Annotated in this window: 28 protein-coding genes; 6 read left to right on the top strand and 22 right to left on the bottom strand. The window is 59.8% G+C overall.

Annotated features, from left to right (window positions below; genetic code table 11):
• Nucleotides 1-108 precede the first annotated feature (108 nt).
• From AC07W4_RS19620 to minC, 4 genes are all read right to left on the bottom strand, one after another.
• Nucleotides 109-744, bottom strand: a complete 636-nt coding sequence (locus AC07W4_RS19620) for an RluA family pseudouridine synthase (protein WP_046037585.1) — start codon at nucleotides 742-744, stop codon at nucleotides 109-111.
• 91 nt (nucleotides 745-835) lie between these two features.
• Nucleotides 836-1,090 carry a cell division topological specificity factor MinE gene (gene minE / locus AC07W4_RS19625; protein ID WP_007974947.1) on the bottom strand — a complete coding sequence of 85 codons (255 nt, stop codon included), beginning with the start codon at nucleotides 1,088-1,090 and terminating at the stop codon, nucleotides 836-838.
• A 3-nt stretch (nucleotides 1,091-1,093) separates the two neighbouring features.
• Nucleotides 1,094-1,906, bottom strand: coding sequence for a septum site-determining protein MinD (minD, locus tag AC07W4_RS19630; RefSeq protein ID WP_007974946.1), 813 nt, complete (start codon nucleotides 1,904-1,906; stop codon nucleotides 1,094-1,096).
• Nucleotides 1,907-2,108: 202 nt separating this feature from the next.
• On the bottom strand, nucleotides 2,109-2,846 hold the full coding sequence (gene minC / locus AC07W4_RS19635; RefSeq protein WP_007974945.1) for a septum site-determining protein MinC: 738 nt from the start codon (nucleotides 2,844-2,846) through the stop codon (nucleotides 2,109-2,111).
• Nucleotides 2,847-2,964: 118 nt separating this feature from the next.
• On the opposite strand from minC, the gene AC07W4_RS19640 reads away from it, so the two are divergent.
• The gene (locus AC07W4_RS19640) at nucleotides 2,965-3,897 is read left to right on the top strand and encodes a lipid A biosynthesis lauroyl acyltransferase (RefSeq protein ID WP_495033633.1); all 933 of its coding nucleotides are present in this window, start codon (nucleotides 2,965-2,967) and stop codon (nucleotides 3,895-3,897) included.
• Nucleotides 3,898-3,963: 66 nt separating this feature from the next.
• Nucleotides 3,964-5,136 carry a patatin-like phospholipase family protein gene (locus tag AC07W4_RS19645; RefSeq protein WP_495033634.1) on the top strand — a complete coding sequence of 391 codons (1,173 nt, stop codon included), beginning with the start codon at nucleotides 3,964-3,966 and terminating at the stop codon, nucleotides 5,134-5,136.
• 143 nt (nucleotides 5,137-5,279) lie between these two features.
• On the opposite strand, the gene AC07W4_RS19650 is transcribed toward AC07W4_RS19645, so the two are convergent.
• The 8 genes from AC07W4_RS19650 to puuE all read right to left on the bottom strand — a co-directional run bounded on the left by AC07W4_RS19650 (nucleotide 5,280) and on the right by puuE (nucleotide 13,439).
• Entirely contained in the window at nucleotides 5,280-6,065 is a 786-nt protein-coding gene (locus AC07W4_RS19650; RefSeq protein WP_495033635.1) for an outer membrane protein OmpK, read from the bottom strand.
• Between the two features lie 377 nt (nucleotides 6,066-6,442).
• Nucleotides 6,443-7,228 carry an outer membrane protein OmpK gene (locus AC07W4_RS19655; protein ID WP_032829522.1) on the bottom strand — a complete coding sequence of 262 codons (786 nt, stop codon included), beginning with the start codon at nucleotides 7,226-7,228 and terminating at the stop codon, nucleotides 6,443-6,445.
• 156 nt (nucleotides 7,229-7,384) lie between these two features.
• Complete coding sequence (locus AC07W4_RS19660; protein WP_495033636.1) at nucleotides 7,385-8,743, bottom strand: nucleobase:cation symporter-2 family protein; 1,359 nt, start codon at nucleotides 8,741-8,743, stop codon at nucleotides 7,385-7,387.
• A gap of 192 nt (nucleotides 8,744-8,935) precedes the next feature.
• Nucleotides 8,936-10,240 carry a urate hydroxylase PuuD gene (locus AC07W4_RS19665; RefSeq protein WP_495033637.1) on the bottom strand — a complete coding sequence of 435 codons (1,305 nt, stop codon included), beginning with the start codon at nucleotides 10,238-10,240 and terminating at the stop codon, nucleotides 8,936-8,938.
• 51 nt (nucleotides 10,241-10,291) lie between these two features.
• Nucleotides 10,292-10,795 carry an ureidoglycolate lyase gene (locus tag AC07W4_RS19670; RefSeq protein WP_007960046.1) on the bottom strand — a complete coding sequence of 168 codons (504 nt, stop codon included), beginning with the start codon at nucleotides 10,793-10,795 and terminating at the stop codon, nucleotides 10,292-10,294.
• 120 nt (nucleotides 10,796-10,915) lie between these two features.
• Entirely contained in the window at nucleotides 10,916-11,911 is a 996-nt protein-coding gene (gene alc, locus AC07W4_RS19675) for an allantoicase (RefSeq protein WP_008048382.1), read from the bottom strand.
• An 89-nt stretch (nucleotides 11,912-12,000) separates the two neighbouring features.
• The gene (gene uraD, locus AC07W4_RS19680) at nucleotides 12,001-12,516 is read right to left on the bottom strand and encodes a 2-oxo-4-hydroxy-4-carboxy-5-ureidoimidazoline decarboxylase (protein ID WP_007993085.1); all 516 of its coding nucleotides are present in this window, start codon (nucleotides 12,514-12,516) and stop codon (nucleotides 12,001-12,003) included.
• Nucleotides 12,513-13,439 carry an allantoinase PuuE gene (puuE, locus tag AC07W4_RS19685; protein WP_102673301.1) on the bottom strand — a complete coding sequence of 309 codons (927 nt, stop codon included), beginning with the start codon at nucleotides 13,437-13,439 and terminating at the stop codon, nucleotides 12,513-12,515. The genes uraD and puuE overlap by 4 nt, the downstream gene beginning before the upstream one ends.
• A 166-nt stretch (nucleotides 13,440-13,605) precedes the next feature.
• Here puuE and AC07W4_RS19690 point away from each other — a divergent pair, with 166 nt between their 5' ends.
• Nucleotides 13,606-13,821, top strand: a complete 216-nt coding sequence (locus AC07W4_RS19690; RefSeq protein ID WP_495033638.1) for a hypothetical protein — start codon at nucleotides 13,606-13,608, stop codon at nucleotides 13,819-13,821.
• Nucleotides 13,822-13,873: 52 nt separating this feature from the next.
• Nucleotides 13,874-14,227, top strand: coding sequence for a hydroxyisourate hydrolase (gene uraH / locus AC07W4_RS19695; protein ID WP_007988144.1), 354 nt, complete (start codon nucleotides 13,874-13,876; stop codon nucleotides 14,225-14,227).
• 200 nt (nucleotides 14,228-14,427) lie between these two features.
• On the opposite strand, the gene AC07W4_RS19700 is transcribed toward uraH, so the two are convergent.
• The 3 genes from AC07W4_RS19700 to AC07W4_RS19710 form a co-directional block, all read right to left on the bottom strand.
• Nucleotides 14,428-15,054 (bottom strand): LysE family translocator, encoded by a 627-nt coding sequence (locus tag AC07W4_RS19700; RefSeq protein WP_008048387.1) that lies wholly within the window; start codon nucleotides 15,052-15,054, stop codon nucleotides 14,428-14,430.
• Nucleotides 15,055-15,126: 72 nt separating this feature from the next.
• Nucleotides 15,127-16,476 carry an NCS2 family permease gene (locus AC07W4_RS19705; RefSeq protein WP_008048392.1) on the bottom strand — a complete coding sequence of 450 codons (1,350 nt, stop codon included), beginning with the start codon at nucleotides 16,474-16,476 and terminating at the stop codon, nucleotides 15,127-15,129.
• Between the two features lie 316 nt (nucleotides 16,477-16,792).
• Entirely contained in the window at nucleotides 16,793-17,239 is a 447-nt protein-coding gene (locus tag AC07W4_RS19710) for a MarR family transcriptional regulator (protein WP_204931847.1), read from the bottom strand.
• A gap of 82 nt (nucleotides 17,240-17,321) precedes the next feature.
• On the opposite strand from AC07W4_RS19710, the gene AC07W4_RS19715 reads away from it, so the two are divergent.
• Complete coding sequence (locus AC07W4_RS19715) at nucleotides 17,322-18,488, top strand: aminotransferase-like domain-containing protein (protein ID WP_495033639.1); 1,167 nt, start codon at nucleotides 17,322-17,324, stop codon at nucleotides 18,486-18,488.
• 166 nt (nucleotides 18,489-18,654) lie between these two features.
• Here the strand turns inward: AC07W4_RS19715 and AC07W4_RS19720 are convergent, their stop codons facing one another.
• The 5 genes from AC07W4_RS19720 to AC07W4_RS19740 form a co-directional block, all read right to left on the bottom strand.
• On the bottom strand, nucleotides 18,655-19,026 hold the full coding sequence (locus AC07W4_RS19720) for a glutathione S-transferase N-terminal domain-containing protein (RefSeq protein WP_495033640.1): 372 nt from the start codon (nucleotides 19,024-19,026) through the stop codon (nucleotides 18,655-18,657).
• Between the two features lie 104 nt (nucleotides 19,027-19,130).
• Entirely contained in the window at nucleotides 19,131-19,676 is a 546-nt protein-coding gene (gene folE / locus AC07W4_RS19725) for a GTP cyclohydrolase I FolE (protein WP_007988130.1), read from the bottom strand.
• A gap of 77 nt (nucleotides 19,677-19,753) precedes the next feature.
• Nucleotides 19,754-20,311, bottom strand: coding sequence for a Smr/MutS family protein (locus tag AC07W4_RS19730; RefSeq protein WP_007974913.1), 558 nt, complete (start codon nucleotides 20,309-20,311; stop codon nucleotides 19,754-19,756).
• Nucleotides 20,312-20,389: 78 nt separating this feature from the next.
• Nucleotides 20,390-20,710, bottom strand: coding sequence for a hypothetical protein (locus AC07W4_RS19735; RefSeq protein WP_495033641.1), 321 nt, complete (start codon nucleotides 20,708-20,710; stop codon nucleotides 20,390-20,392).
• 131 nt (nucleotides 20,711-20,841) lie between these two features.
• Nucleotides 20,842-21,432, bottom strand: coding sequence for a cysteine hydrolase family protein (locus AC07W4_RS19740; RefSeq protein ID WP_495033642.1), 591 nt, complete (start codon nucleotides 21,430-21,432; stop codon nucleotides 20,842-20,844).
• A 238-nt stretch (nucleotides 21,433-21,670) separates the two neighbouring features.
• Between AC07W4_RS19740 and prmB the strand changes: the two genes are divergently transcribed.
• Entirely contained in the window at nucleotides 21,671-22,579 is a 909-nt protein-coding gene (gene prmB / locus AC07W4_RS19745) for a 50S ribosomal protein L3 N(5)-glutamine methyltransferase (RefSeq protein WP_495033643.1), read from the top strand.
• A gap of 128 nt (nucleotides 22,580-22,707) precedes the next feature.
• Here prmB and AC07W4_RS19750 read toward each other — a convergent pair whose 3' ends face one another.
• Nucleotides 22,708-23,499: a hypothetical protein gene (locus AC07W4_RS19750; protein WP_008048407.1), complete on the bottom strand. Its 792-nt coding sequence runs from the start codon at nucleotides 23,497-23,499 to the stop codon at nucleotides 22,708-22,710.
• 88 nt (nucleotides 23,500-23,587) lie between these two features.
• The gene (locus AC07W4_RS19755; RefSeq protein WP_495033644.1) at nucleotides 23,588-24,586 is read right to left on the bottom strand and encodes an alpha/beta hydrolase; all 999 of its coding nucleotides are present in this window, start codon (nucleotides 24,584-24,586) and stop codon (nucleotides 23,588-23,590) included.
• Nucleotides 24,587-24,599: the final 13 nt, after the last annotated feature.

Below are 24,599 nucleotides of genomic sequence, written 5' to 3' on the forward strand. Positions count from 1 at the left end.
GGTTGCAGAAGTGGCGGGGGACTGCTGGTGGGGTGATGCCAGGATTGAATCTGGCAGAGAACCCTGTGGGAGCGGCGGTGCGGCGATCCCACAGGGATTACATCTGTTTCAGAACGGTGCCGGACACTCGAATCGCAGGCGCTCGCCGCTTTGCGGGTGGGTGAAGCTGAGCATGCTCGCGTGCAGGCACAGGCGCGGCCAGGCCGCCAGCGCCTGTTCATGGGCATAGAGCCCGTCGCCCAGCAGCGGATGGCCAATCGAGAGCATGTGCACGCGCAACTGGTGGGAACGGCCGGTGATCGGTGTCAGCTCAACGCGGCACCAGTCGCCGCAGCGTTCCAGCACGCGCCAGAAGGTCAGCGCATGTTTGCCGAATTCATGGTCGACCACGTGGCGCGGCTTGGTCGGCGGGTCATAGCGCAAGGGCAGGTCGATGCTGCCGCTGTCCAGTTCCGGCTGACCCCAGCACAGGGCGGTGTAGGCCTTTTCCGTTTCGCGGTCGTGAAACTGTCGGGACAGCTCGCGATGGGTGTCCGGGTCGCGGGCCAGCAGGATGATGCCGGAAGTCTCCCAGTCCAGCCGGTGGACAATTCGCGCTTCCGGGTAGCCGTTTTCCTGCAGACGGGTAATCAGGCAGTCCTTGTTGTCATCGGCCCGGCCAGGGACAGAGAGCAACAGGGTCGGTTTGTTCACCACCAGTACGGCGGCATCCTGATGGATGATGTGGATGTTGGACAACGGCATTAAAACAGCCTCGTAACAAACGCCAACGGCGACTCAGGTCCCTTCCGGTTGCAGAAGGGACCTGAGCCGCCGTGGCTCCTGGCGGATCGACTCAGCGATCAGGCAGGGTGATATTGAGTTCCAGAATCGAGCAGCTGCCCTGGCTTTCCAGTGCGACATGCACGTCATCGGACCCGATATTGACGTACTTGCGGATCACCTCGACCAGTTCCTTCTGCAAGGCTGGCAGGTAGTCCGGGGTACTGCGTTGGCCGCGTTCGTGCGCCACGATGATCTGTAGACGCTCTTTCGCTACCGACGCGGTGCTTTGCTTTTTGTTGGCACGAAAGAAGTCAAAAAGGTTCATTGCTTAGTTGCCTCCAAACAGGCGCTCGAAGAATCCCTTCTTCTGTACATCGAGGAATCGATGATCCACGGTCTTGCCCAGCAGGCGGTCAACGGTATCGCTGTAGGCCTGGCCGGCATCGCTCTGGTCGTCGAGAATCACCGGAACACCCTGGTTGGATGCCTTGAGCACCGCCTGGGATTCAGGGATCACGCCGAGCAGGGTCACCGAAAGGATTTCCTTGACGTCTTCTACGCCGAGCATTTCGCCTTTGCTCACACGTTCCGGGTGATAACGGGTAATCAGCAGGTGTTCCTTGATCGGGTCTTCGCCACGTTCGGCGCGACGGGACTTGCTGGCCAGCAGGCCGAGCATGCGGTCGGAGTCACGTACCGAGGAGACTTCCGGGTTGGTCACGACGATCGCTTCGTCAGCGAAGTACATGGCCAGGTGGGCGCCTTTCTCGATGCCCGCCGGGGAGTCGCAGACCACGAACTCAAAGTCTTCCTTGAGTTGCATCAGGACTTTTTCCACGCCTTCGACGGTCAGCGCGTCTTTGTCGCGGGTCTGGCTGGCGGCCAGCACGTAGAGGTTTTCCAGGCGCTTGTCTTTGATCAGGGCCTGTTGCAGGTTGGCTTCGCCGTTGACCACGTTGACGAAGTCATACACCACGCGGCGCTCGCAACCCATGATCAGGTCGAGGTTACGCAAGCCCACGTCGAAGTCGACGATCACTGTTTTGTGGCCGCGCAGAGCGAGGCCGGTACCGATAGCGGCGCTGGTGGTGGTCTTACCCACACCACCCTTGCCGGATGTAACCACGAGAATCTTGGCCAAGGTGTTTCACCCCTAAGGAAGAAGGACTTTTCAGTCCCTGAAAAACATCTCCTGAAAAACTACTGCAGTCGGACAGCCTTGGCTGGAATTCGGTTTTGAGCGGCGTTTACCCCCGGTAAACACTGCTTTCGGCCTTTTTCCTACTTCGTTTGAGCCGTTTTCGCTACGTTTTAGAGATGCTTGGAAAATGCGGCAGTATCCGTTAAAGCCGAATGATGTTCAACACGTCGCCGGACAGGCTGACCTGCACACCCGAACCCCATAGAGGGTCGCGGCGCAGATCTTCGGAAACCTTGTAATGCCCTGCGATGGAAATCAGTTCAGCACTCATTTGCTGACAGAATATCCGCGCCTTGGTGTCGCCCTTGACGCCGGCCAATACGCGACCACGCATCGGGCCGTATACATGGATGTTGCCATCGGCGAGAAGTTCCGCTCCCGGACTGACCGAGGAGATCACCACCAGATCGCTGCCCTGGGCATAAATCTGCTGGCCGCCACGTACTGGCGAGGTGATGATTTTCGTCGGCTTGATGGTCGGCTCGGGCGGTTTTTCCGGTTTTTTCTTCGGTTCGCCTTCGGTCAGGTCCAGTGGCCGCTCCCGGGCGCCGGACGGTGGCAGCACCGGCAGGTCGACCGCGATGGCGGCGGCAATGTCTTCGATGCGGCTGGCGCGGATCGCCAGGGTGCGCAGGCCATGCTGGCGGCAGACGCGCATCAGCCCTGGCAGATCGACCGCGCCTTCGTTGGCCGGGAGTTTGTCCAGGGCCAGTACCAGCGGTGCGTTGCTGAAGAAGTTGGGCGCCTGGGCGACCTTGGCGGCCAGTTGCCGATCAAGGCTTTCGAGGTCGTTACGGGCCAGTTCCAGCACCGTAATGGCCAGCATGCTGCCCTTCAACTGGAACACGGGATCTTGGTCTAGCGGTTCGGTTTGGCTCATGGTCGGCATACAACGACTTGTCACTAAAAGTGCCGAGACTTATAACGAGAACGCCCGCGGGCCGCAAGCCGGGTCGAACGATGTAGAATGCGCGGCCATTGTCATTCCGGAAGCATTAATGGACCGCCCGCGTTTTCGAAAAGCATTTCTATCTCCACGTTTCTGGCCGCTGTGGTGTGGCCTGGGGCTGTTGTGGCTGATCGTCCAGCTGCCGTATCCGGCGCTGCTGTGGATCGGTCGTGTCCTGGGTTCTTTGATGTATCGGGTGGCCGGCGACAGACGGCGCATTGCCAAGCGCAATCTGGAACTGTGTTTTCCTGAAAAGACCGCCGCCGAACGCAAACGCCTGCTCAAGGAAAACTTCGCCTCCACCGGTATCGCTTTCTTTGAGATGGCGATGAGCTGGTGGTGGTCGCGCAAGCGCCTGGCGAATCTCGCTCACATCGAAGGGCTGGAGCATTTGCAGCAGGCTCAGCGCGAAGGCAAGGGCGTGATCCTGATGGCCCTGCACTTCACGACGCTGGAAATCGGCGCGGCGTTGCTCGGTCAGCAGCACACCATCGACGGCATGTACCGCGAGCACAAGAATCCGCTGTTCGATTACATCCAGCGCCAGGGCCGCGAGCGGCACAACCTCGATTCGCTGGCGGTGGAACGCGAAGACGTGCGCGGCATGCTCAAGCTGCTGCGCTCGGGCCGGGCGATCTGGTACGCACCGGATCAGGATTACGGCGCCAAGCAAAGTATTTTCGTGCCGTTGTTTGGCATCCAGGCTGCGACCGTCACCGCCACGAGCAAGTTTGCGCGGCTGGGCAAGGCGCTGGTGGTGCCGTTCACCCAGGAGCGCCTGGCGGACGGCAGCGGTTATCGCTTGGTGATCCATGCGCCGCTCGAAGGCTTCCCCGGCGAAACCGAAGAAGAGGACTGCCTGCGCATCAACCAATGGATCGAAAGCGTTCTGCGCGAGCATCCCGAGCAATACCTGTGGGCTCACCGTCGCTTCAAGAGCCGTCCACCGGGCGAACCGAAGCTGTACGCCAAACGCGGTTGAGTCCCGATCCTGCAGGGGAATAGGTCGAAACAACGAAATCCCATCAAGCACCATGGAGAGTTGTGCATGAGTCCAGCTGAACCGGTTACAGGGTTGATTCTTTCCGGAGGCGGGGCTCGGGCGGCCTATCAGGTCGGGGTGCTGGCGGCGATTGCCGAATTGTTGCCGCCGGGGGCCCGCAATCCTTTTCCGGTGATCGTCGGCACCTCGGCGGGCGCGATCAACGCCGTCAGCCTCGCCAGCGGGGCAATGGATTTTCGTAACGCCATCGAACGTCTGACGGCCTTCTGGCAGGGCTTTCGCAGTCATCTGGTGTTGCGCAGCGACTGGCCCGGGGTGATCCGCCAGGCCAGTCGCTTTGTCAGCCACAGTTTGCTCGGCATCGGTGCCCAGGTGCCGGTGGCGCTGCTCAACAGTTCTCCGTTGCGGGATTTGCTCAACGACAAGCTGCATATGGGCGGCATCGCCGAAGCGATCGCACAGAAGCAATTGCATGCGGTGGCGGTCACCGCGTTCGGCTATGAGTCCGGCCAGGCAGTCACCTTCTATGAGGGCGGCGGCAAGATCGATGCCTGGTTGCGCCATCGACGCATTGGCGTTCCCACCCGCTTGTCCGTTGAACACCTGCTCGCCAGTTCGGCCATTCCGCTGCTGTTCGCTCCGGTGAAAATCGACGAAGAGTATTTCGGTGATGGCGCGGTGCGTCAGTCGGCGCCGATCAGTCCGGCGTTGCACCTGGGCGCCAGTCGGGTGCTGGTGGTGGGCGTCAGCGGCAACCCCCGCGGGGTCGACCCGCAACAACCCTTGCAGCGCAGCTACACCGGTCAGCAGCCGACCCTGGCGCAGATCGGCGGGCACATGCTCAACAGTACGTTCATTGACAGCCTGGAAAGCGATATCGAGCTGTTAAAGCGCCTGAACCAGTTCAGTCACCTGATGCCCGACGGTACACCCATCCGCGCTTTGGGCGTGGCGCCAGTGGACGTATTGGTGATCTCACCGAGCCAGCCGATCGACGAGATTGCCGCGCGCCATCGCCAGGAATTGCCGGCGGCATTGCGCCTGTTTCTGCGCGGGCCGGGTGCGACCAAGACCAGCGGGGCGGGAGTGCTGAGTTACCTGCTGTTCGAGGCGGGGTATTGCAGCGAGTTGATCGAACTGGGGCGACGGGATGCGTTGGCCAAGCGCGGGGAGTTGTGCCGGTTTCTCGGCTTGGCGGAGCCTGCAGTTTCAGCTTGAGACAGGCGGTGCAGCCATTCGCGAGCAAGCCCGCTCCCACACTCGATTTTCAGCGAACACAATAATTGCGTACGGCGCAGATCAAATGTGGGAGCGGGCTTGCTCGCGAAGGCGCCCATACAGACGCCTACAGAATTAAATGATCAGAAGTGAACCTTGACCAGGAAGCTGGTCACGCTCTGATCGGTCTTGAAGCCCTGGCTGTCTTCGATACCGTACTTGTTTTTCCAGTAGTCATACTCGACACCCACGTACAGCTGCTTGGCACCCAGGTTCAACGCCTTGCCCAGGTCGTATTTGACCTGCGGGTTGAAGTGCAGGTTGGCGTGGTACTCGCCTTTGCTGTTGACGTCGTTGTCGACCACCCAGTCCATGAAGCCGTCGATCAGCACGTCCGAGCCACCCACCGCAATGGTGTAGGACCAGACCGGCGAGACCTGCCAGATGTTGTCGCCCGGGCGGTCGCCTTCGGTGTGGCGGTTGTAGAAGTTCAGCTGGAAGTAATCGAAGCCCGGGATGGCCAGGTCGAAACCAGGGCCGATCAGGTAGGACTCAGTATCGTCTTCACCGAACTCGTAGGTCATGGCCAGCAGCACGTCCTTGATCGGGCCGAACTCGAACTTCTGGTCGAAGATCTTGTTGAACGACAGGCGTGGGCTGAATTCGCCGTAGTGGGTGTTCTCGCCCGCGAAGTGGTCTTCCTTGCCGTTGTAGAAGATTTTGTCGATGAAGAAGAAGTTGTCGCCGTACTTCCAGCCATCGGCATGTTCGAAGGTCACCGTCTGCTGGATGCGCGGGTTGACCTGGAAGTCCTTGCCATAGAGGTAGGTCAGGCTGTTGTTCTGCCACTGCAGCAAATCGCCGGCCATGGCCTGGCCCCCGGCCAGCATTGATCCCGCCAGCATCAGGCTAGTGCACGTACGTTTCATTCGGTTGCTCCCAAAAAGTAGGTGGTTCCACGTTATTTTTTTAAGGTCGGCGCTCTGGTGTGGCGCCTGTTTCTGTAGCGGTAAAAAATCATCCATTCGGTCAGCTTTAATGCTGTTAGCAAGAGCTGAGCCAAGGCTTTCAAAAAGCAAAAAAACTCCCGTTCGGCGGCTCAAGAGCGGTCGATTGAGAGGGGTTTTGGAGTGCCTTGGTGCCTGCCAGAGCCGGGATAAGTTGGCTTTCTGGTCAGGTTTTACATCCGGGCTTTTTTTTAAACCGGATTCGGGCGGCCGCGGAGAATACTGACTCCTCGGCCAGGTCTCAAGTGCTCCGCAACGGCGCACCGACGACAGGCTTGGGGCACGGTTGCGGGGCAGCATCAGAAGTGCACCTTGACCAGCAGGCTGGTGGTGTTTTCATTGGTGTCGAAGCTGGAGCTGTTTTCGATGCCGTACTTGTCTTTCCAGTAGCTGTATTCGACACCGACATACACCTGTTTTTCCCGCCAGCCCATGACCTTGCCCAGGTCGTACTTGATCTGCGGGTTGAAGTGCAGGTTGGCGTGATAAGTACCATGGGCGTTCTGGTCGTTGTCCACGACCCAGTCCATGTAACCGTCGATCAACAGGTTCGAGCTGCCCAATGGAAGGGTGTAGGACCAGGCCGGGCTGATTTGCCAGACGTCATCGCCAGGGCGCGAGCCTTCGGTCTGGCGATAGTAGAAGTTCAGGGTGAAAAAGTTGAAGCCCGGTACCGCGAGGTCGAAACCGGGGCCGATCATGTAGGCCTCGGTGTCGTCTTCGCCGTTCTCGTAGGTCATCGCCAGCAGCACGTCCTTGATCGGGCCGAATTCGAAACGGCGGTCGAGGATCTTGCCGAAGGAGAGGCGCGGGCTGAACTCGCCGTAGTAGGCGTGAACGCCTTTGTTCCGGTCTTTCTCGCCGTTGTAGTAGGTGCTGTCGATGAACATGAAGTTGTCGCCGTACTTCCAGCGATCGGCGTGTTCGAAGGTTATCGTCTGCTGGATGTGCGGGTTGACCACGAAATCCTTGCCATACAGGTAGCTCAGGCTGTTGGTCTGCCACAGCAGCAGATCGCCGGCCATGGCCTGACTCGCGGCCAGCAGGCCAGCACTCAACAGCAGGTTGGTTTGTGTCCGAATCATCTGTTGCTCCCTCTTGTTTTTATTTTTGAGGCGCATGTAGCTCTCCTGCGGGAGCGGGCTTGTTCGCGAAAGCGGTGCATCAGTCAACGAGGATGTTGAGGCTGATGGCCCCTTCGCGGGCAAGCCCGCTCCCACAGGTTTTGTGGCTTTCGTCTGTTAATGCGTGTGAGCGTGGCAGTCGTTGATGGCCGCGCGTTCGGCGCCACCGAGGATGTTGAACAACAGGTTCAGCGTCAGCGCACTGAGGGTGGCCATGGCGATGCCACTGTGGGTGATCGGGCTCATCCACACGGGCAGGTGGGCGAAAAACTCCGGGCGGACAACCGGGATCAGGCCCATGCCGATGCTCACCGCCACCAACAACTGGTTGCGACGGTCACCGATATCGGCTTCCTGGAGAATCTTGATCCCGGTGGCGGCGACCATGCCGAACATCGCAATCGCCGCGCCACCCAGTACCGCCGGAGGAATCGACGCCACCAAAAACGCGGCTTTGGGCAGCAGGCTCAACACGATCAGCAACCCGCCGGCAACGATGGTCACCGAACGGCAGCGCACGCCGGTCATCTGCACCAGGCCGATGTTCTGGGCGAAGGAGGAGTGGGTGAAGGTGTTGAAGAACCCGGCGAAGAACGAGGCACCGGCATCGCACAGCAAACCGCGACGCAGCATCCGTGGGCAGACTTCCTGGCCGGTGATCTTGCCCAGCGCCAGAAACATCCCGGTGGACTCGACGAAAATGATCACCACCACCAGGCACATCGACAGGATCGGCGCGAGCTCGAATTTCGGCATGCCGAAGTGCAGCGGCGTGACGAATTGCAGCCATGGCGCCTGAGCCATGCCACTGAGGTCGACCATGCCGAGCAGGCCGCAGAGCACGTAGCCCAGGCACATGCCGATCAGCACGGAAATGTTGACCCAGAAGCCGCGCATGAAACGGTGCACCAGCAAGATGGTGCCCAGTACCAGGGCGGCGATGGTCAGGTAGATCGGTGAGCCGAATTGAGCGGCGCTGGCACCGCCGCCGGCCCAGTTCACGGCCACGGGGAACAGCGACAAACCGATCGAGGTGATGACCGTCCCGGTCACCAGTGGCGGGAAGAAGCGCACGACCTTGGACATGAACGGGGCGATGAGCATGCCAAAGAACCCGGCGGCGATGGTCGCGCCGAAGATCCCTTGCAGGCCGATACCGGGCATGCCGGCCATGGCGACCATGCTGCCGACGGCGGCGAAACTGGCGCCCATCATCACCGGCATGCGAATGCCCATGGGGCCGATGCCGAGGGACTGGACGATGGTGGCGATACCCGCCACCAGCAGGTCGGCGTTGATCAGGAAGGCGATTTCTTCACGACTCAGGCCAGCGGCCTGTCCGATGATCAGCGGTACCGCGATGGCACCACCGTACATCAGCAGAACATGTTGCAAACCGACCAGGATCAGTTGCAAGAGGGGCAAACGCTGAATGGCGGGTGCGTCGGGGATGCGCGCTTCGGATAGCTCGGACATGCAACACCTCGGATCTTTTTTATTCTTGTGATTTTGTGCGTCAGGCAAACCTGTGGGAGCGGGCTTGCTCGCGAAGAGGCCATAACATTCAACATCGTTGTTGACTGACCCGACGCTTTCGCGGGCAAGCCCGCTCCCACAGGTTCTGTGTTGCCTGTGTGGGAGCGAGCCTGCTCGCGAAGCTTTTAACGATTAATTGGTCTGGGCTCCCTGCACAATCCAGGCACCGATCAGGTCACGTTCCTGCTGGGTCATCTGAGTGATGTTGCCCAGTGGCATGATCTGGCTGGTGACGGCTTGCGCCTGAATCCGCGGTGCGTTCTGGCGGATCTGCTCGGGGGTGTCGAGCATCACGCCGGCAGGGGCCGCGCTGAACAGCGGGCTGGTGGGCTTGGCCGAGTGGCAAACCGCGCAACGTTCCTGAATCACGCTGTGCACTTTGTCAAAGCCAGGGCCGGCGTTGGATGCTTGCGCCGGTGCGGCGGCTGGCGCTTCTGCAGGTTTGGCTTCAGCGGGTTTCAAACCACCGCCCACTGCGGTTTCCGGCAGCGGCTGGTATTCGATTTTCGCTGGAGCGTTGGCCACTTCAGGGGCGCTGGACATCGGCTTCGGACCAGTCACATAAGCCAGGCAGATCATGCCCACCGCTGCCACAGGCAGGGTCCAGGCAAACTTGTGGCTGTCGTGACGGGTGTTGAAGTAGTGACGCACCAACACCGCCAGTACCGCGATCCCGGCCAGGATCAACCAGTTGTACTGGCTGCCGTAGGTGCTCGGGAAGTGGTTGCTGATCATGATGAACAGCACCGGCAAGGTGAAGTAGTTGTTGTGACGCGAACGCAGCAGGCCTTTGGCCGGCAGCGCCGGATCCGGCGTGCGGTTCTCGGCGATGGCCGCAACCAGTGCGCGTTGCGCCGGCATGATGATGCGGAACACGTTGCCGACCATGATGGTGCCGATGATCGCGCCGACGTGAAGGTACGCACCCCGACCGCTGAACACTTTGCTGAAGCCGTAGGCCGCGCCGATGATCAGGACGAACAGGATGAAGCCCAGCAGGGCAGGGCGTTTGCCCAAGGCCGAGTCGCACAGGAAGGAGTAGACGAACCAGCCGATGAACAGCGAGCCGAGACCGATGGCCACGCCTTCAGGACCGCTCAGGGAGCTGCCCGGGGCCAGCAGGTAGAGCGTCGGGTTGGAGTAGAACACCACGCACAGCAGCGCGATACCCGACATCCAGGTGAAGTAGGCTTCCCATTTGAACCAGTGCAGGTTGTCCGGCATGGTCGGTGGCGCCAGTTTGTATTTCTCCAGGTGGTAGATACCGCCACCGTGGATTGCCCACAAATCGCCGGCCAGACCGCTTTTCGGGTTGACCCGGTTGAGGTTGTTTTCCAGCCAGACGAAATAGAACGACGCACCGATCCAGGCCACGCCAGTAATCATGTGAACCCAGCGCACGCTCAGGTTCAGCCATTCCAACAGATGTGCTTCCACAGTCTTTACCTCTCGCCCGTCACTCTTGTTGTCGAGTGATCGGACCTTCTCTTATTGGTGGGGGGCGAGGATCAAACGCTCATCCTCTTTGAAAAAATGCTCATCGCAGTTATTGCCTGTGCCACTGCGATCAACCACCAGGAAGTCATCCCGCTTTTCGATCGTCAGCACCGGGTGGTGCCAGACGCCGCGATGGTAATTAATGCCCTGCCTGCCGTTGGTGACGAAGGCTCGGACCAAGCCTGATACAGGTTCATCGCCAAGTGGCGCGACCACGATCAGAAAGGGATTGCCGAGCAGCGGAATGAAAGCCTGGCTGCCCAGCGGATGGCGCTCCAGCATGCTCACGGTCAGCGGCATGTCCTGCGCGTCGGCGCGGAAGATGCTGATAATCGCGTTGTCCTCTGGCGTTGCGGTTTCGACCGTCGCCAGTTTATGGAAGCGCATGGTCGAACCGTTGTTGATCATGAAGTGATCGCTGCCGTCGGTTTCGATCACGTCACCGAAAGGGGCGAAGGCTTCTTTGGTCAGCGGTTCAATCGTCAGTGTGCGCATGCTGTTCTTCTTATCCAGATTTTGTACTGATTATTCTGACGCCTTCGCGAGCAAGCCCGCTCCCACAGGGGAATGCATTTCAAATGTGGGAGCGGGCTTGCTCGCGAATGGCCTCACCTCTTACTTGGCGACCTTGCCCAAAACGCGCAGGCGGCTCACACCACCATCCGGGAACACGTTCAGGCGGATGTGGGTGATCGGGCCCAGTGCCTTTATCTGCTCGGCGAAGGTGTGTTCGGCGTGCATTTCCAGCTTCTGGCTTGGCAGCAGTTCGCGCCAGAACAGCGACTGGGTTTCGATCTGGCTGTCGGTGCCGCCCTTCACGAACGCGCCCTGGATCGAGCAGCTGTCCGGGTAGTTGCCCTTGAAGTGCAGGGTGTCGACGATGACTTTCTCGACTTCGCCGGCATGACCCAGCGCGACGATGACCCAGTCATTGCCCGGGGTACGACGACGCGCGGTTTCCCAGCCATCGCCCATGTTGATGCCACGGCCCGGGTTAAGGATGTTGCTCATGCGGCCGAAGTGTTCGTCGGAGCAGGCGAGGGCGCGGCCACCGTTGAGGGCTGCGGCCAGGTCGACTTGCTCGTTGTCGCCGGTAGCCGACCAGTCACGGAATGGCACGCCGTACACGCGCAGACGGGCCACGCCGCCATCCGGGTAGATGTTGAAGCGCAGGTGGCTGAAGGCCTGGTCGTTATTGATTTCGTGGTAGTGGTGGCTGTTGCCTTGCAACTCGACGGCGGACAGCACTTCAACCCACTGGGTGTTTTCGTTCGGTTCGCCTTCGGCCAGGAAGCAGGCTTCCAGGGACGCCGACGGCGGGAAGTTGCCGGTGAAGAATGAAGTGTCGATGTCGACGCCCTTGATCGAACCCGGTACGCCAAGGCGGATCACGGCGCTGTCGAAGCCTTCGAAGCGCTTGCGGCGCGATTCCCAGCCGTCCATCCACTTGCCGTTGTCATCGAACACGCCCTCCTTCCATACGGCCGGGGTCGGTTGGAACAGACGGTTGGCGTCTGCGAACCAGTCATCGGTGACCGAGATGATTTTGGTGCCCAGGCGGGCATCGGCCAGGTTGACGAACTTCTCGAAAGGTACGGCGTAAGCTTTCATTCTTCTTGTCTGCCTTTAAATAAGTGGCTTGGGATGCTTGCAAGGCCCTGGGCGGTTTCGGCGTTCATGAAATCGCTGGGCCAGGCTTGCTATAGGGTCAGTAATCGGAACAGGGCGATCTTGTTGATCTGCGCCAGCGCGCATTTGAACTCGGTGTCGACCGGGTTGTGGATGCGCGTTTCGAACGCTGCGAGGATCTGATGCCGGTTGCTGCCTTTTACCGCCATGATGAAGGGAAACTTGAACTTGGCCTTGTAGGCATCGTTCAGCTCGGTGAAGCGCTGGAACTCTTCGGCCGTGCATTGGTGAATACCGGCGCCAGCCTGTTCATGGGTGCTGGCTTCGGTCAACTGGCCCTGGACGGCGGCTTTGCCGGCCAGGTCCGGGTGAGCGTTGATCAGAGCCAACTGGCTTGCGTGATCGGCGCTCAACAGGATGTCGCTCATGCGCTGGTGCAGGGTTTCGATCTGGTCGATCGAAGCGTCCTGGCCCAGGTCGAAGGCCTTCTCGGCCACCCATGGCGAATGTTCGTAGATGTCGGCGAAGGCTTTGACGAAGGCGTCGCGGCTCAATGTCGATGGTTTCAATGTTTGAAAGGCGCTCATTTCGCGGCCCCTTGGTACGGGTGGGTTTCCTGCCAGTGGCGCGCGATGTCGACGCGACGGCTGAACCACACCTGTTCATGACTTTTAGCGTATTCGATAAAGCGCTTGAGTGACGCCAGACGCGCCGGACGGCCGATCAGGCGGCAGTGCAGGCCGATCGACAGCATTTTCGGTGCCTCGGCGCCTTCGGCGTAGAGCACGTCGAACGCATCCTTGAGGTATTCAAAGAAGTCGTCGCCCTTGTTGAAACCCTGGACCTGAGTGAAGCGCATATCGTTGGTGTCCAGGGTGTACGGGATCACCAAGTGCGGCTTGCCGGTCGGGTTGTTCGGTTCCCAGTAGGGCAGGTCGTCGTCGTAGGTGTCGCAGTCGTAGAGGAAACCACCTTCTTCCATCACCAGGCGACGGGTGTTCGGGCCGGTGCGGCCGGTGTACCAGCCCAGCGGACGCTCACCGGTGATCTCGGTGAGGATGCGGATCGCTTCGAGCATGTGCTCGCGCTCCTGGTTTTCATCCATGTACTGGTAGTCGATCCAGCGATAGCCGTGGCTGCAGATCTCGTGGCCGGCATCGACCATGGCGCGGATCACATCCGGGTGACGCTGAGCGGCCATGGCCACGGCGAAGATGGTCAGTGGAATGTCGAATTCCTTGAACAGCTTGAGGATCCGCCAGACGCCGGCACGGCTGCCATACTCGTAGAGGGATTCCATGCTCATGTTGCGCGCGCCTTGCAGCGGCTGGGCAGAAACCATTTCCGAGAGGAACGCTTCGGATTCTTTGTCGCCGTGCAGGATGTTGCGCTCGCCGCCTTCTTCGTAATTGAGTACGAACGACAGGGCGATTCGGGCATTGCCCGGCCAGTGTGGGTGAGGAGGGTTACTGCCGTAACCGACCAGGTCGCGTGGGTAGTCAGCGCTCACTGCAGGCTTCCTTCTTGTTCGATGATGACGGTTGGTGTGACGCAGCTGGAGATTGGTGGGCAGGCTGGCGTCACAGCGATGGGCTGATTGTATACAACTTTATATTCACTTTGTAAGCCTGAATTTTCGCATTTTTAACCGACTGTCATCTTTTACTGCGATTGGCGTGAGCCTGCAAGAAATCTGCCTGACTGGTCAATTATTGATTGAAGGGTTCATAGGCTGTGCGGTTTGGCGGGAAATCGACGGTAAATATGCAGACGGCGGGGCTAATGCGAAAAATGTCGTTTTTATTGTGTACAATTTTTTTGAAAAGTGTCTTAATCAGTCGCTCGCCGCAGCTTTTCGTGCTCCGAATCGGTGCGGTCTCCTTTTCAACTGACTTCGGGAGGCGCGAAGTCTGACTGCTCCACGCAGGCAGGCGCGCAGAATCAATGGGACGTTTGACTACACACGTTTTGGACGCAGCACACGGTTGCCCGGGCAGCTCGATCAAGGTCGAGTTGTACCGCGTTGAAGGCTCGCAGCTGGAATTGGTCGCCAGCGCGATAACCAACAGCGATGGCCGTGTCGATGCACCGCTGCTGCAAGGCGATGACTACCGCACCGGGGTCTATCAGGTTCAGTTTCATGCCGGCGATTACTACCGCGCCCGTGGCGTCAAGCTGCCGGAGCCGGCCTTCCTGGATGTGGTGGTGCTGCGTTTCGGCATCTCCGCCGAGCAGGATCACTACCATGTGCCGTTGTTGATTTCGCCTTACAGCTACTCCACCTATCGCGGCAGCTGATCCCCCAAGCAGCTGCTGCACCCTGGAAGCGACTGCGCATATAGCTTCTTTGGTCTTTGGCCCGCTCACACTGCGGGCTTTTTTTCGTCTGGAGGAAAGGGGGGGGCTGTGAGGGCGCCTTCGCGAGCAAGCCCGCTCCCACAGGAGAATGCATTCCAATGTGGGAGCGGGCTTGCTCGCGAAGCTTTAGCTTTTGGCTTTTAGCGGCTCAGCAGGGACGCAGCCCCCGCACCACTGAACAACCCCGCACTGATCCGGTTGAACCAGCTCTGCCCCTTGCCACTGCGCAGATACCGCGCCGCACCATGGGCACCGAGGCCATAAGCCAACTTGCAGGCCAGATCCAGCAGTGTCCAAGTGACAATCATCACCAGCAACTGCGGCAGGAACGGCAGTTCAGCACTCAAGAACTGCGGCAGGAAAGCTGCGAAGAACAGGATGTCCTTCGGGTTGCTGGCGCCCAGCATGAACGCGCGCCCGAACAGCGCGCGAAAGCGTGGCACCGGCGCGGCCTGTGGCACTTCAGCGCCATGGGAAGGCAGACGCGATTGCTGCCAGCTCTGCCAGGCGAGGTAGAACAGGTAAAGGGCGCCAAGAATCTTCAGAGCGCTGAACAGCTGTTCCGACGCCAGCAACAATGCACCCAGGCCCAGCGCCGAAGCGCTCAACAGGCAGATCGACGCCGACACGCCGCCAAGAAAGGCCGGGTAAGAGCGGCGCAGGCCGTAATTCAGGCTGTTGCTGATCATCAGCAACGACAGCGGCCCCGGGATCAGGATCACTATCAGCGCAGCGCCGCTGAACAGCAGCCAGGTTTCCAGACTCATCACTTTCCTCCATTTGCACAAAAGCCCCACCCGACGGGGTGAGGCTGTTTTCAAGCATGTACCGCGTGTGGCTTACAAGAAGATGAACTTGGCGATGAAGATCGCGCAGAGCACCCACAGGCTCACGGAAATTTCCTTGTACTTGCCGGTGCCGGCCTTCAGCGCCACGTAGGTGATGAAGCCCAGCGCGATGCCGTCGGCGACCGAGAAGGTCAGCGGCATCATGATTGCGGTGACGATCGCCGGGATGCTGTCGGTCGCTTCGTCCCATTCGATGTGGGCCATGCCGCCCATCATCAGCATCGCTACATAAATCAGTGCGCCCGCGGTTGCATAGGCAGGAATCATCCCGGCCAGCGGAGCGAAGAACATGGCTGCAATAAATAGCACACCTACGGTCACTGCGGTAAGACCAGTCCGACCACCCGCAGCTACACCAGCGGCACTTTCAACGTAGCTGGTGACCGGCGGAACGCCGACTACCGCACCGAATACACTGGACGCACTGTCGGCTTTCATGGCGCGGGAGAGGTTTTCGATGCGGCCGTCAGCACCGACCAGGTTGGCGCGCTGGGCAACACCCATCAAGGTACCGGCGGTGTCGAACATGTGTACGAAGAGGAACGCCAGGACCACACTGATCATGCTGACGTTGAACACGCCGGCGACGTTCATGGCCATGAAGGTAGGGGCGAGGCTCGGTGGAGCCGACATGATGCCCTCGTAGTGCACCAGGCCCAGACCCCAGCCAGCGAGGGTCACGGTGATGATGCTGATGAGGATCGCGCCGAACACTTTGTGGTAGCTGAGGATGGAGATCATCAGGAAGCACACGGCAGCGAGCAGCGGGCCGGGTTCGCGCAGGGAGCCGAGCTTGATCAGCGTGGCTGGGCTATCGACGACGATACCCGCGGTTTTCAGACCGATCAGCCCCAGGAACAGACCCACGCCGGCGCCCATGGCGAAGCGCAGGCTGACCGGGATGCTGTTGAGCAGCCATTCGCGGATCCGCGAGAAGGTCAGGATCATGAACAACACACCGGACACGAATACCGCGCCGAGGGCGGTTTCCCAGTTGTAGCCCATGGTGCCGACCACGGTGTAGGTGAAGAAGGCGTTCAGCCCCATGCCCGGTGCCAGGCCGACCGGCCAGTTGGCGTACAGGCCCATCAACAGGCAACCCAGTGCCGCGGCGATGCAGGTGGCGACGAACGCCGCACCGTGATCGATCCCGGCGTCAGCCATGATGTTGGGGTTGACGAAAATGATGTAAGCCATGGTGATGAAGGTTGTCAGACCGGCAATCAGCTCGGTCTTCACCGTGGTGCCGTGCAAGCTGAGTTTGAACAGACGTTCCAGCAAGCCATTGCGTAATGGCGGCGAGAGATCCAGCGTCGATGCTTCGGATTTGCGGCTTTCCACAGCGAATACTCCTCAAGAGTTTTATTGTTATTTCCAGGGCCGGACCCATGAGGGTGGCAGCGGCCCTTTGAGGCACTTGCGAATTTGTTGACCGTATGGTCAGGAACTCGCACGAAGTGGATTATGCTTTTGTATACAAAGAAAGCAAATAATGTTTTTGATTTTGTCGACGAAAAGTTTGGCTTTAGGGATATATCGCCTGTTCCGACGTCTTCGCGAGCAAGCCCGCTCCCACAGGTGACCGCATTCCCCTGTGGGAGCGGGCTTGCTCGCGAAGGCGTCGGTTCAGCCACTACAAATCCAGCTGATTCAACACTCAGTCTGCCGACAACCGGGTTTGCCCCAACGCCAGATTCACCGCCAACCACCCATTCACCGCCGTCTCCCCAGCCTCGGCAAACACCCGCTCCAGCAACTTCACCTGCTCGCGCCGCAGCGCCTGTTCAAACCGCGCGCCTTCGGCGGTCAACTCCAGCAGGCGCTTACGCTTGTCCGTCTCGGACGCGACGCTCTCGACCAGATGCATCTCCAGCAATTGCCGCAACGGCATGTTCAACGCCTGCTTGCTCACGCCGAGCAACGCCAACAGCTCCTTCACGCTCAGATTCGGATAGCGGGCGATGAAAAACACGATGCGCTGATGCACCCGACTCAGGCCGCGACGTTCGAGCATTTCATCGGCCTTGGCGGTGAAGGCCTGGTAGCCAAAGAAAAACGCTTCCATGGCTTGCTGCTGGGAGATCGGGTTTTTAAGGTCAAGCATATTGACGTATCCGTTCGAGGAAGCGTAATTTCGGTCAATAAGTTTGACTCATTTTCCACATGCCTCGCTACCGGTGATCCCCATGGCTTTTTCCGAACGTGTCTCACGCCTTAAAAGTTCTTTGATCCGTGAAATCCTCGCCGCGGCCCAGCGTCCGCAGATGATGTCGTTTGCCGGCGGTCTGCCGGCCGAAGCCATGCTGCCAAAAGTCGATTGGGCCGGGATGCCAGTTTCCATGGGTCAATACGGCATGAGCGAAGGCGAGCCGGCACTGCGTGAAGCGCTGGCCGCCGAGGCGCGAGCGTTGGGAGTGGCCTGTGAGGCGAGCCAGGTGCTGGTGGTCAGCGGCTCGCAGCAGACCCTCGACTTGGCGGCCAAGCTGTACATCGACAAGGGCACCGAAATCCTGCTCGAAGCGCCGACTTATCTGGCGGCGTTGCAGATTTTTCAGCTGTTCGGCGCCGATTGCCTGACCGTGCCGCTGGAGGCCGACGGCCCGAACCTGACGGAGTTACGCGCTCGCCTGGAGCAACACAGCCCGGCCTTCATCTACCTGATCCCGACCTTCCAGAATCCATCGGCGGTGCGTTACAGCGAAGCCAAGCGCGACGCGGTGGCGGCATTGCTCGATGAGTTCGGCGTGACACTGATTGAAGACGAGCCTTACCGCGAACTGACCTTCGACGGTGGCAGCGCCACGCCGATTGTCAGTCGCTTGAAGAAGGCCAACTGGATCTATACCGGGACGGTGTCGAAAACCCTGTTGCCGGGATTGCGCATCGGCTACCTGATCGCCAGCCCGGACCTGTTTCCCCATCTGCTGAAACTCAAGCAGTCGGCGGATCTGCACACCAATCGGGTCGGCCAGTGGCAGGCACTGCAATGGATCGGCACCGAGAAATATCAACGACACCGCAGTGAATTGCGCGATTTTTATCGGGGCCGTCGGGATGCGTTTCAGGCTGCACTGGAAACTCATTTCTCCGATCTGGCGGACTGGAATGTGCCCCAGGGCGGGCTGTTTTTCTGGCTGAAACTCAAGCAGCCGCAAGACACCCGCACCTTGCTCAATGCCGCGCTGGCCAACGACGTGGCGTTCATGCCGGGCGAACCGTTCTTCCCTGAGCCGGATAATCATCCGGGGTATCTGCGGTTGAACTTCAGTCACATTGATCCGGCGCGACTGGATGAAGGGCTCAAGCGGTTGGCGGCGGTGGTGAGACAGGCGCAGGCGGCGCAAGCGGCCTGAAAACAAATAAACCGGCGCAAGGGCCGGTTTATTTTTGTCTGAGGTTTGCGGTGTCTGTGCCGGCCTCTTCGCGAGCAAGCCCGCTCCCACACGGTATTGTGGTGCTCACAAAACCTGTGGGAGCGGGCTTGCTCGCGAAGAGGCCGGCAGCCTCACCGAAAAAACATCAGGCCGCCGCGAAACGCTTGTCCAGATAATCAATGATCACCTTGGACTCATACATCCAGGTGGTCTGGCCATTCTCTTCGATGCGCAGGCACGGCACCTTGATCTTGCCACCTTGCTCCAGCAAGGTTTGGCGATCCTGTTCATTGTTCTTCGCATCGCGAAGAGCCACCGGCACATTCAGGCGGCGCAGGGTGCGGCGGGTCTTCACGCAGAACGGACAGGCGTGGAATTGATACAGGGTCAGGCCCTTGGCGGCGGATTCGACCTGGACCTGAGCGGCGGCAGGACGCTTCATCTTGCTTGGGCGAGTGATGAAGTCGATGAAAATGATCAGTTGGCCGAGGCCGACACGAAGCGCTTTTACGAACACGTTGAAAGCCTCACGGTGCAAACGAAGAAGGGCGCGCAGCTTACCTGATTTTTTGCAGGTGAAAAAAAACCGGCGATGAATGCCGGTTTTCTTCGTGCCGCGAATTACTTGATGAGGCTGAGGAATTCACTGCGGGTGGCGGCGTTTTCGCGGAACTCACCGAGCATCACCGAGGTGATCATCGTCGAATTCTGCTTTTCCACGCCGCGCATCATCATGCACATGTGCTTGGCCTCGATCACCACCGCAACGCCCAGGGCGCCGGTGACTTGCTGGACCGCATCGGCGATCTGGCGGCTGAGGTTTTCCTGGATCTGCAGGCGACGGGCGTACATATCGACGATCCGCGCCACCTTCGACAGGCCCAGCACCTTGCCGCTCGGGATGTAGGCGACGTGAGCCTTGCCGATGAACGGCAGCAGGTGGTGTTCGCACAACGAGTACAACTCGATGTCCTTGACCAGCACCATTTCGCTGTTGTCGGAGCTGAACAGGGCACCGTTGGTGACCTCTTCCAGTGTCTGTTCATAGCCGCGGCAGAGGTACTGCATGGCTTTGGCGGCACGTTTTGGCGTGTCGAGCAGGCCTTCGCGGGAAACGTCCTCGCCGAGCTGGCCGAGGATCGCCGTGTAATTCTGTTCCAGGGACATGAAACTACCTGTGGGATTTTACGCAAAGGGCAAGGGTACGGTGACGGACACGACGCTGCAAGCGTGACGCGTCAGCTTTACTCGTCGCGACCTTCCATCATGGTGCGTTTGAGCATCACATAAACGGCGCCGGCACCGCCATGTTTCGCCTGGCACGAGGTGAAGCCGAGCACCTGTGGATGCTGGCGCAGCCAGGTGTTGACGTGGCTTTTGATCATCGGCCGCTTGCCGTCCAGGCGTACCGCCTTGCCATGGGTGACGCGCACGCAGCGGATTTCGAATCTGGTGGCTTCGGCCAGGAACGCCCAGAGGGTTTCCCGGGCTTTTTCCACGCTCATGCCGTGCAGGTCGAGGCTGCCTTCGAACGGAATCTGTCCGATCTTGAGCTTGCGCATCTGGCTTTCCTGCACGCCATCGCGAGCCCACATCAGTTCGTCTTCAGGGCCGACGTCGATGACGAACTGATCGGACAGCCCGTCAACGGTGGTGGATTCGGTGCGTACGGTTGCCGCTTGACGCAGCTTGGCAATCTGCGCGCGATCAGCCTTGGGTTTGCCGGTTTCGGCGCGATCATGCTTGATCGGCTTGACGCCTTGGATCGCGCTTTTGAACAGGGAAAAATCGTCGTCTTGCATGTCAGCCTCCGCGAAGGGCGGCCAGTTTACCCAACTCGAAGCGAATCGGGCGCGACAAAAACGCGCGCGACGCCAGGCTCAGTCGTGTTTTTTCATCAGGTGCGGCGACATGGCCAGTTCCCGGGACTGTCGCGAGCGACGACGGCAACGGCGCCACAGCCAGACACCGAGGTACAGCACGAACAGGCCGATGGCCAGGATCACGGCAGCACCGGTGCGGCTGGTGTTCAATTCACCCAGGGCAGGTGCGTGGCCGAGCAGGCCGGCGACACCGGCCATGGCGAGCAACACGCCACACATCGCCAGCAACGCCGCGAACGTCGCGCCGATTCGAAAACGCCAGTTGCTTTGCCCTTTGGGCCGCAAGCGGCGAGCGTCAAAACCATCGGATAACTTCATTCCGACCTTCCTCAATGGGTATCGGCCCTTCGACCGGGAGTTGACCGGGATGTTCCTGAGGCTAAGACAATTACGGCAAATGGGAGGCTTTTGCGGATGAGCGGCGTTTCAGGCCGCTCATTGAGCGTCGATCAGATCAGTTCACGGGTCAGCGCGAGGGTGGCGAAGTTGTCGCCCATGATCGCCATTTCCGTCTGATGAACGTGTGCGGCACTCAGCACGCCGCCCTTGTAGGGCAGGTCGCGGGTGGCGCAGGCGTCTTCCACCAGGGTGCAGCGGAAGCCCAGGTTCTTGGCGGCGCGCACTGTGGTGCTGACGCTGGAGTGACTCATGAAGCCGCAGACGATCAGGTCAAGGGCGCCAAAGTCTTCCAGGCGTTTTGCCAGTTCGGTGCCGTGAAACGCGCTTGGCAACAATTTGCCGATGACGGTTTCATCGCTCTGTGGCTCCAGGCCCGGAATGAACTCACCACCTACGCCCTGGGGGTTGAACAGCCCGCCGAGCGTACCGAGGTGGCGGACATGCACGATCGGCCGGCCGGCGGCGCGGGCAGCCTCGAGCAACTGCTTGATGTTCGCGACAGCTTCATCTATGCCGCTCAGGGCCAGGGGACCGCTGAGGTATTCTTTCTGGGCATCGATGATGACCAGGGTGGCATGGCTCAGATTGGCCGCTGCATAACCGCGGCCGCTGAGTTGAAACATCGTTTTTGGAACAGACATTCTGGGGCTCCTTGAAGTGGGGCTTTTGCGCCATTGTCCTCTGGCTGAGCGGTTCTGTGAATCGCTACGATCGTAGGTGCCGTCGTTGCTGGCCTGTAGCCTTGTCAATAGTCACGTTTTGTTCAATAGCCTGGCGAAAAAATGGATAACTCCTACATTTGAATCGGTAGTTTCCCGCGTCGTCGTGACGTCGTTTGACTGGTAGAATCTCCCGTCGATTTTTCTGGAGTTTGCCGTCGTGATCACTTCCCGCCTTCGTACCCTGCGTGACCATATCCGTTGGGCCGTCAGCCGCTTCCATGGGGAGGATCTGTTTTTCGGCCATGGCACTGACAACGCCTGGGACGAAGCCCGGCAATTGGTGTTGGGCGCGCTGCACCTGCCGTGGGAAATCGCCGACAGCTACCTCGACTGCAATCTGGAAGAGGACGAAGTGGTTCACCTGCAGCTTTTGCTCAAGCGCCGCATCGAGGAGCGGGTGCCTACCGCGTACCTGCTGGGCGAGGCCTGGTTCTGCGGCATGTCGTTCATCGTCGATGAGCGTGTGTTGATCCCGCGTTCACCTATCGGCGAGTTGATCGAAAACCGGTTTACCCCGTGGCTGGCCAACGAGCCGGCGCGGATTCTCGACCTGTGCACCGGTTCCGGTTGCATCGGCATCGCCTGCGCCTACGAGTTCCAGCATGCCGAGGTGGTGTTGGCGGACCTGTCGTTCAAAGCGCTGGAAGTGGCCAATCAGAACATCGAGCGCCATGGCGTCGATGAGCGTGTGTACACGGTGCAGGGCGACGGTTTCGAGGGTTTGCCGGGTCAGCGTTTCGACCTGATCGTGTCGAACCCGCCCTACGTTGATGCGGAAGATTTCGCCGACATGCCGGACGAATACCAGCACGAACCGGAACTGGGCCTGGCCTGCGGTGATGACGGTTTGAACCTGGTGCGACGCATGCTCGCCGAGGCGGCGGATCATCTGACCGAGAAGGGCTTGCTGATTGTCGAAGTGGGCAACAGCCAGGTGCACGTCGAGGCGTTGTACCCGGAAGTCGACTTCGCCTGGCTGGAGTTCGAGCGTGGCGGCCATGGTGTGTTCATGCTGAGCGCGCAGCAATGCCATGAGCATCAGGCGTTGTTCGCTTCCCGCGTCTGACTTCCAAAAGCTTCGCGAGCAAGCCCGCTCCCACATTGGATTTGTGTCTGACTACAAATCCGTTATCGATAACAATCGAGTGTGGGAGCGGGCTTGCTCGCGAATGGCGGCACCGCGGTCTTGAACCTTTACCGGTGCGTGGCAATCCAGATCAACAATCCCGCCTGAAACACCGCAAACGCCACCAGGCAGGTGATGGTGAATCGCAGCCCGGCGTCTTCGCGTTTGTACTTGCTGACTTTCTCTTCGTGTTTCTTGAGTTTGACTTCCTGCTCGGCCAGGTTCTGCTCGGCTTGCTGGAGCATCTGCGCCGCCTCGAGAATCTCCACGACCTGCAGTTTTTCACTGTTCCAGTCGCCAGAGAGGTCGCCGACCTTGACCGGCTTGACGCTGCCTTTCAAATGCTGGGCATCGGCATACGCCACGTCGAAACCGTGAACGCGCAAAAAGTGATCGCGGCGCAGGCGGGTGTCTTCGTTCAGTGCATCCTTGTTGTTCAGGTCAAAGCCGTCGACGGTGTAGGTCGGCCAGCGCTTCTTCGCCCAGTTGATGCCTTGGGCCGCCATGAATCGGCCAATGCCACGGTTCAGCGGTTCGACCTGCAAGCCGCTTTCCGGTCCGAAATGCACGCGTTTTTCGGCGTGATCGACCCACACATCCAGATGATTCTGTTCCTTGCGCACGCGCTGGCCGGGCAGGGTGATGCTCATGCGCATCAGGCTGTGCGCTTTGTCGTTGCGTTCGGCATAGCCTAATTCGACAAAGCGCAATGGGCGCCCGCCGGTGTTGCGGTCAGTCTGCAGCGGCGCCAGACGGAGCATCTTGTGGTGCTCGGCGTGGACGTCCGCCCAGGGTAGCTCGACCGCTGGCGGTGCGTCTTTTTCAGCGCTGGTGTCGGGTGAAGTCTGGGTGTCAGTCATAACGGCGAGATCCTGTCCAAGCTCAGCTTGTCGCCAACCAATGTGTTGGCGACAAAGGCTTATCGGCCGTTTTTTTCAAGACTGGAGGTTAACTGGCGCGAAGTCCGTCAATAAACCCGAGAATTCGCGTGCCCAGTTCCGCCGCCAGAGGCAACTGCGGGTCCTTATAGGAGGCCATTTGGCGTTTGACGTCGTTGGGCACGATGCGCATGACGTGGTTCATGCCCTCGATCAGTGCCAGTTCGGCGTCCGGCTTGGCCGCCTTGAGCAGCCTTGCGTCATTGACGCCGACCTGGATGTCGTTGCTGCCCTGGATGATCAGCGCCGGCATCTTCAGCTTGGCAAACGCCGTGGCCGGGTCCTGGCGGAACAGGGAAATCAGGTATGGCTGCACACTCGGGCGGAAAATCGCCTGCAAGGGTGGCGGCACATTGTCGTCGGGTTTCCCGGCCTTGAGGCTGTCGAGCAATTCATTGCTGCGCAGCATCAGCGGTGGCGGCAGGCGATTGCCCAGTTGCTCGCGAATGACCTGATCCACCGGCCTTGCGCTGCCGGAGATAGAAATCACCGCGTCGGCATCGATATCCGGCGCAGCGAGGCTGGCGATCAAGGCGCCTTCGCTGTGACCCAGCACGATCAGTTGGCCGAAACGCGGATCGGTCTTGAGCTTGCGACCCCAGGCCTGTGCGTCGGCCACGTAGGCTTCCACCGTCAGGTTGCGTTCATCCGGGGTCGCCGCCAGGCTCGCGGCCACGCCACGCTTGTCGTAACGCACGCTGGCGATGTTGTGTTTGGCCAGCACCCAGGCCAGGCGCTTGAGGCTGTCATTGCGCCCGCCGTCGGTGTTGTTTCCGTCACGGTCCGTAGGGCCGGAACCGGAAATGATCAGCACAACCGGCACAGGGTTGTCGGATTTTGGCAGCAACAGCGAGCCGAAAAGCTCGCCGGTGCCCGTATCCAATGTGATCGGTCGTTGCAGGACAGTCGCCTGGGCGAAGCCGGAAATCAGGGTAAGGCTCAAGGCTAGAACTCGCAGCATCATCGCGCCATCATCAAGAAGATGCCGGTTGGACTCACAGGCACCCATAAGGTTCGAGGAT

The organism is Pseudomonas sp. GW821-FHT02A08, assembly GCF_059422045.1.

What these genes read in the sequence shown, in the direction of transcription:
- minE (WP_007974947.1), bottom strand. Translation starts at nt 1,090, where the DNA reads ATGAACCTTTTTGACTTCTTTCGTGCCAACAAAAAGCAAAGCACCGCG.
- AC07W4_RS19670 (WP_007960046.1), bottom strand. Translation starts at nt 10,795, where the DNA reads ATGCGCACACTGACGATTGAACCGCTGACCAAAGAAGCCTTCGCCCCT.
- AC07W4_RS19730 (WP_007974913.1), bottom strand. Translation starts at nt 20,311, where the DNA reads ATGCAAGACGACGATTTTTCCCTGTTCAAAAGCGCGATCCAAGGCGTC.
- AC07W4_RS19645 (WP_495033634.1), top strand. Translation starts at nt 3,964, where the DNA reads ATGAGTCCAGCTGAACCGGTTACAGGGTTGATTCTTTCCGGAGGCGGG.
- AC07W4_RS19700 (WP_008048387.1), bottom strand. Translation starts at nt 15,054, where the DNA reads ATGAGTCTGGAAACCTGGCTGCTGTTCAGCGGCGCTGCGCTGATAGTG.
- AC07W4_RS19710 (WP_204931847.1), bottom strand. Translation starts at nt 17,239, where the DNA reads ATGCTTGACCTTAAAAACCCGATCTCCCAGCAGCAAGCCATGGAAGCG.
- uraH (WP_007988144.1), top strand. Translation starts at nt 13,874, where the DNA reads ATGGGACGTTTGACTACACACGTTTTGGACGCAGCACACGGTTGCCCG.
- AC07W4_RS19660 (WP_495033636.1), bottom strand. Translation starts at nt 8,743, where the DNA reads ATGTCCGAGCTATCCGAAGCGCGCATCCCCGACGCACCCGCCATTCAG.
- AC07W4_RS19755 (WP_495033644.1), bottom strand. Translation starts at nt 24,586, where the DNA reads ATGGGTGCCTGTGAGTCCAACCGGCATCTTCTTGATGATGGCGCGATG.
- alc (WP_008048382.1), bottom strand. Translation starts at nt 11,911, where the DNA reads ATGAAAGCTTACGCCGTACCTTTCGAGAAGTTCGTCAACCTGGCCGAT.
- AC07W4_RS19620 (WP_046037585.1), bottom strand. Translation starts at nt 744, where the DNA reads ATGCCGTTGTCCAACATCCACATCATCCATCAGGATGCCGCCGTACTG.
- minC (WP_007974945.1), bottom strand. Translation starts at nt 2,846, where the DNA reads ATGAGCCAAACCGAACCGCTAGACCAAGATCCCGTGTTCCAGTTGAAG.
- uraD (WP_007993085.1), bottom strand. Translation starts at nt 12,516, where the DNA reads ATGAGCGCCTTTCAAACATTGAAACCATCGACATTGAGCCGCGACGCC.
- AC07W4_RS19640 (WP_495033633.1), top strand. Translation starts at nt 2,965, where the DNA reads ATGGACCGCCCGCGTTTTCGAAAAGCATTTCTATCTCCACGTTTCTGG.
- AC07W4_RS19735 (WP_495033641.1), bottom strand. Translation starts at nt 20,710, where the DNA reads ATGAAGTTATCCGATGGTTTTGACGCTCGCCGCTTGCGGCCCAAAGGG.
- AC07W4_RS19750 (WP_008048407.1), bottom strand. Translation starts at nt 23,499, where the DNA reads ATGACTGACACCCAGACTTCACCCGACACCAGCGCTGAAAAAGACGCA.
- AC07W4_RS19715 (WP_495033639.1), top strand. Translation starts at nt 17,322, where the DNA reads ATGGCTTTTTCCGAACGTGTCTCACGCCTTAAAAGTTCTTTGATCCGT.
- AC07W4_RS19650 (WP_495033635.1), bottom strand. Translation starts at nt 6,065, where the DNA reads ATGAAACGTACGTGCACTAGCCTGATGCTGGCGGGATCAATGCTGGCC.
- folE (WP_007988130.1), bottom strand. Translation starts at nt 19,676, where the DNA reads ATGTCCCTGGAACAGAATTACACGGCGATCCTCGGCCAGCTCGGCGAG.
- AC07W4_RS19740 (WP_495033642.1), bottom strand. Translation starts at nt 21,432, where the DNA reads ATGTCTGTTCCAAAAACGATGTTTCAACTCAGCGGCCGCGGTTATGCA.
- AC07W4_RS19655 (WP_032829522.1), bottom strand. Translation starts at nt 7,228, where the DNA reads ATGATTCGGACACAAACCAACCTGCTGTTGAGTGCTGGCCTGCTGGCC.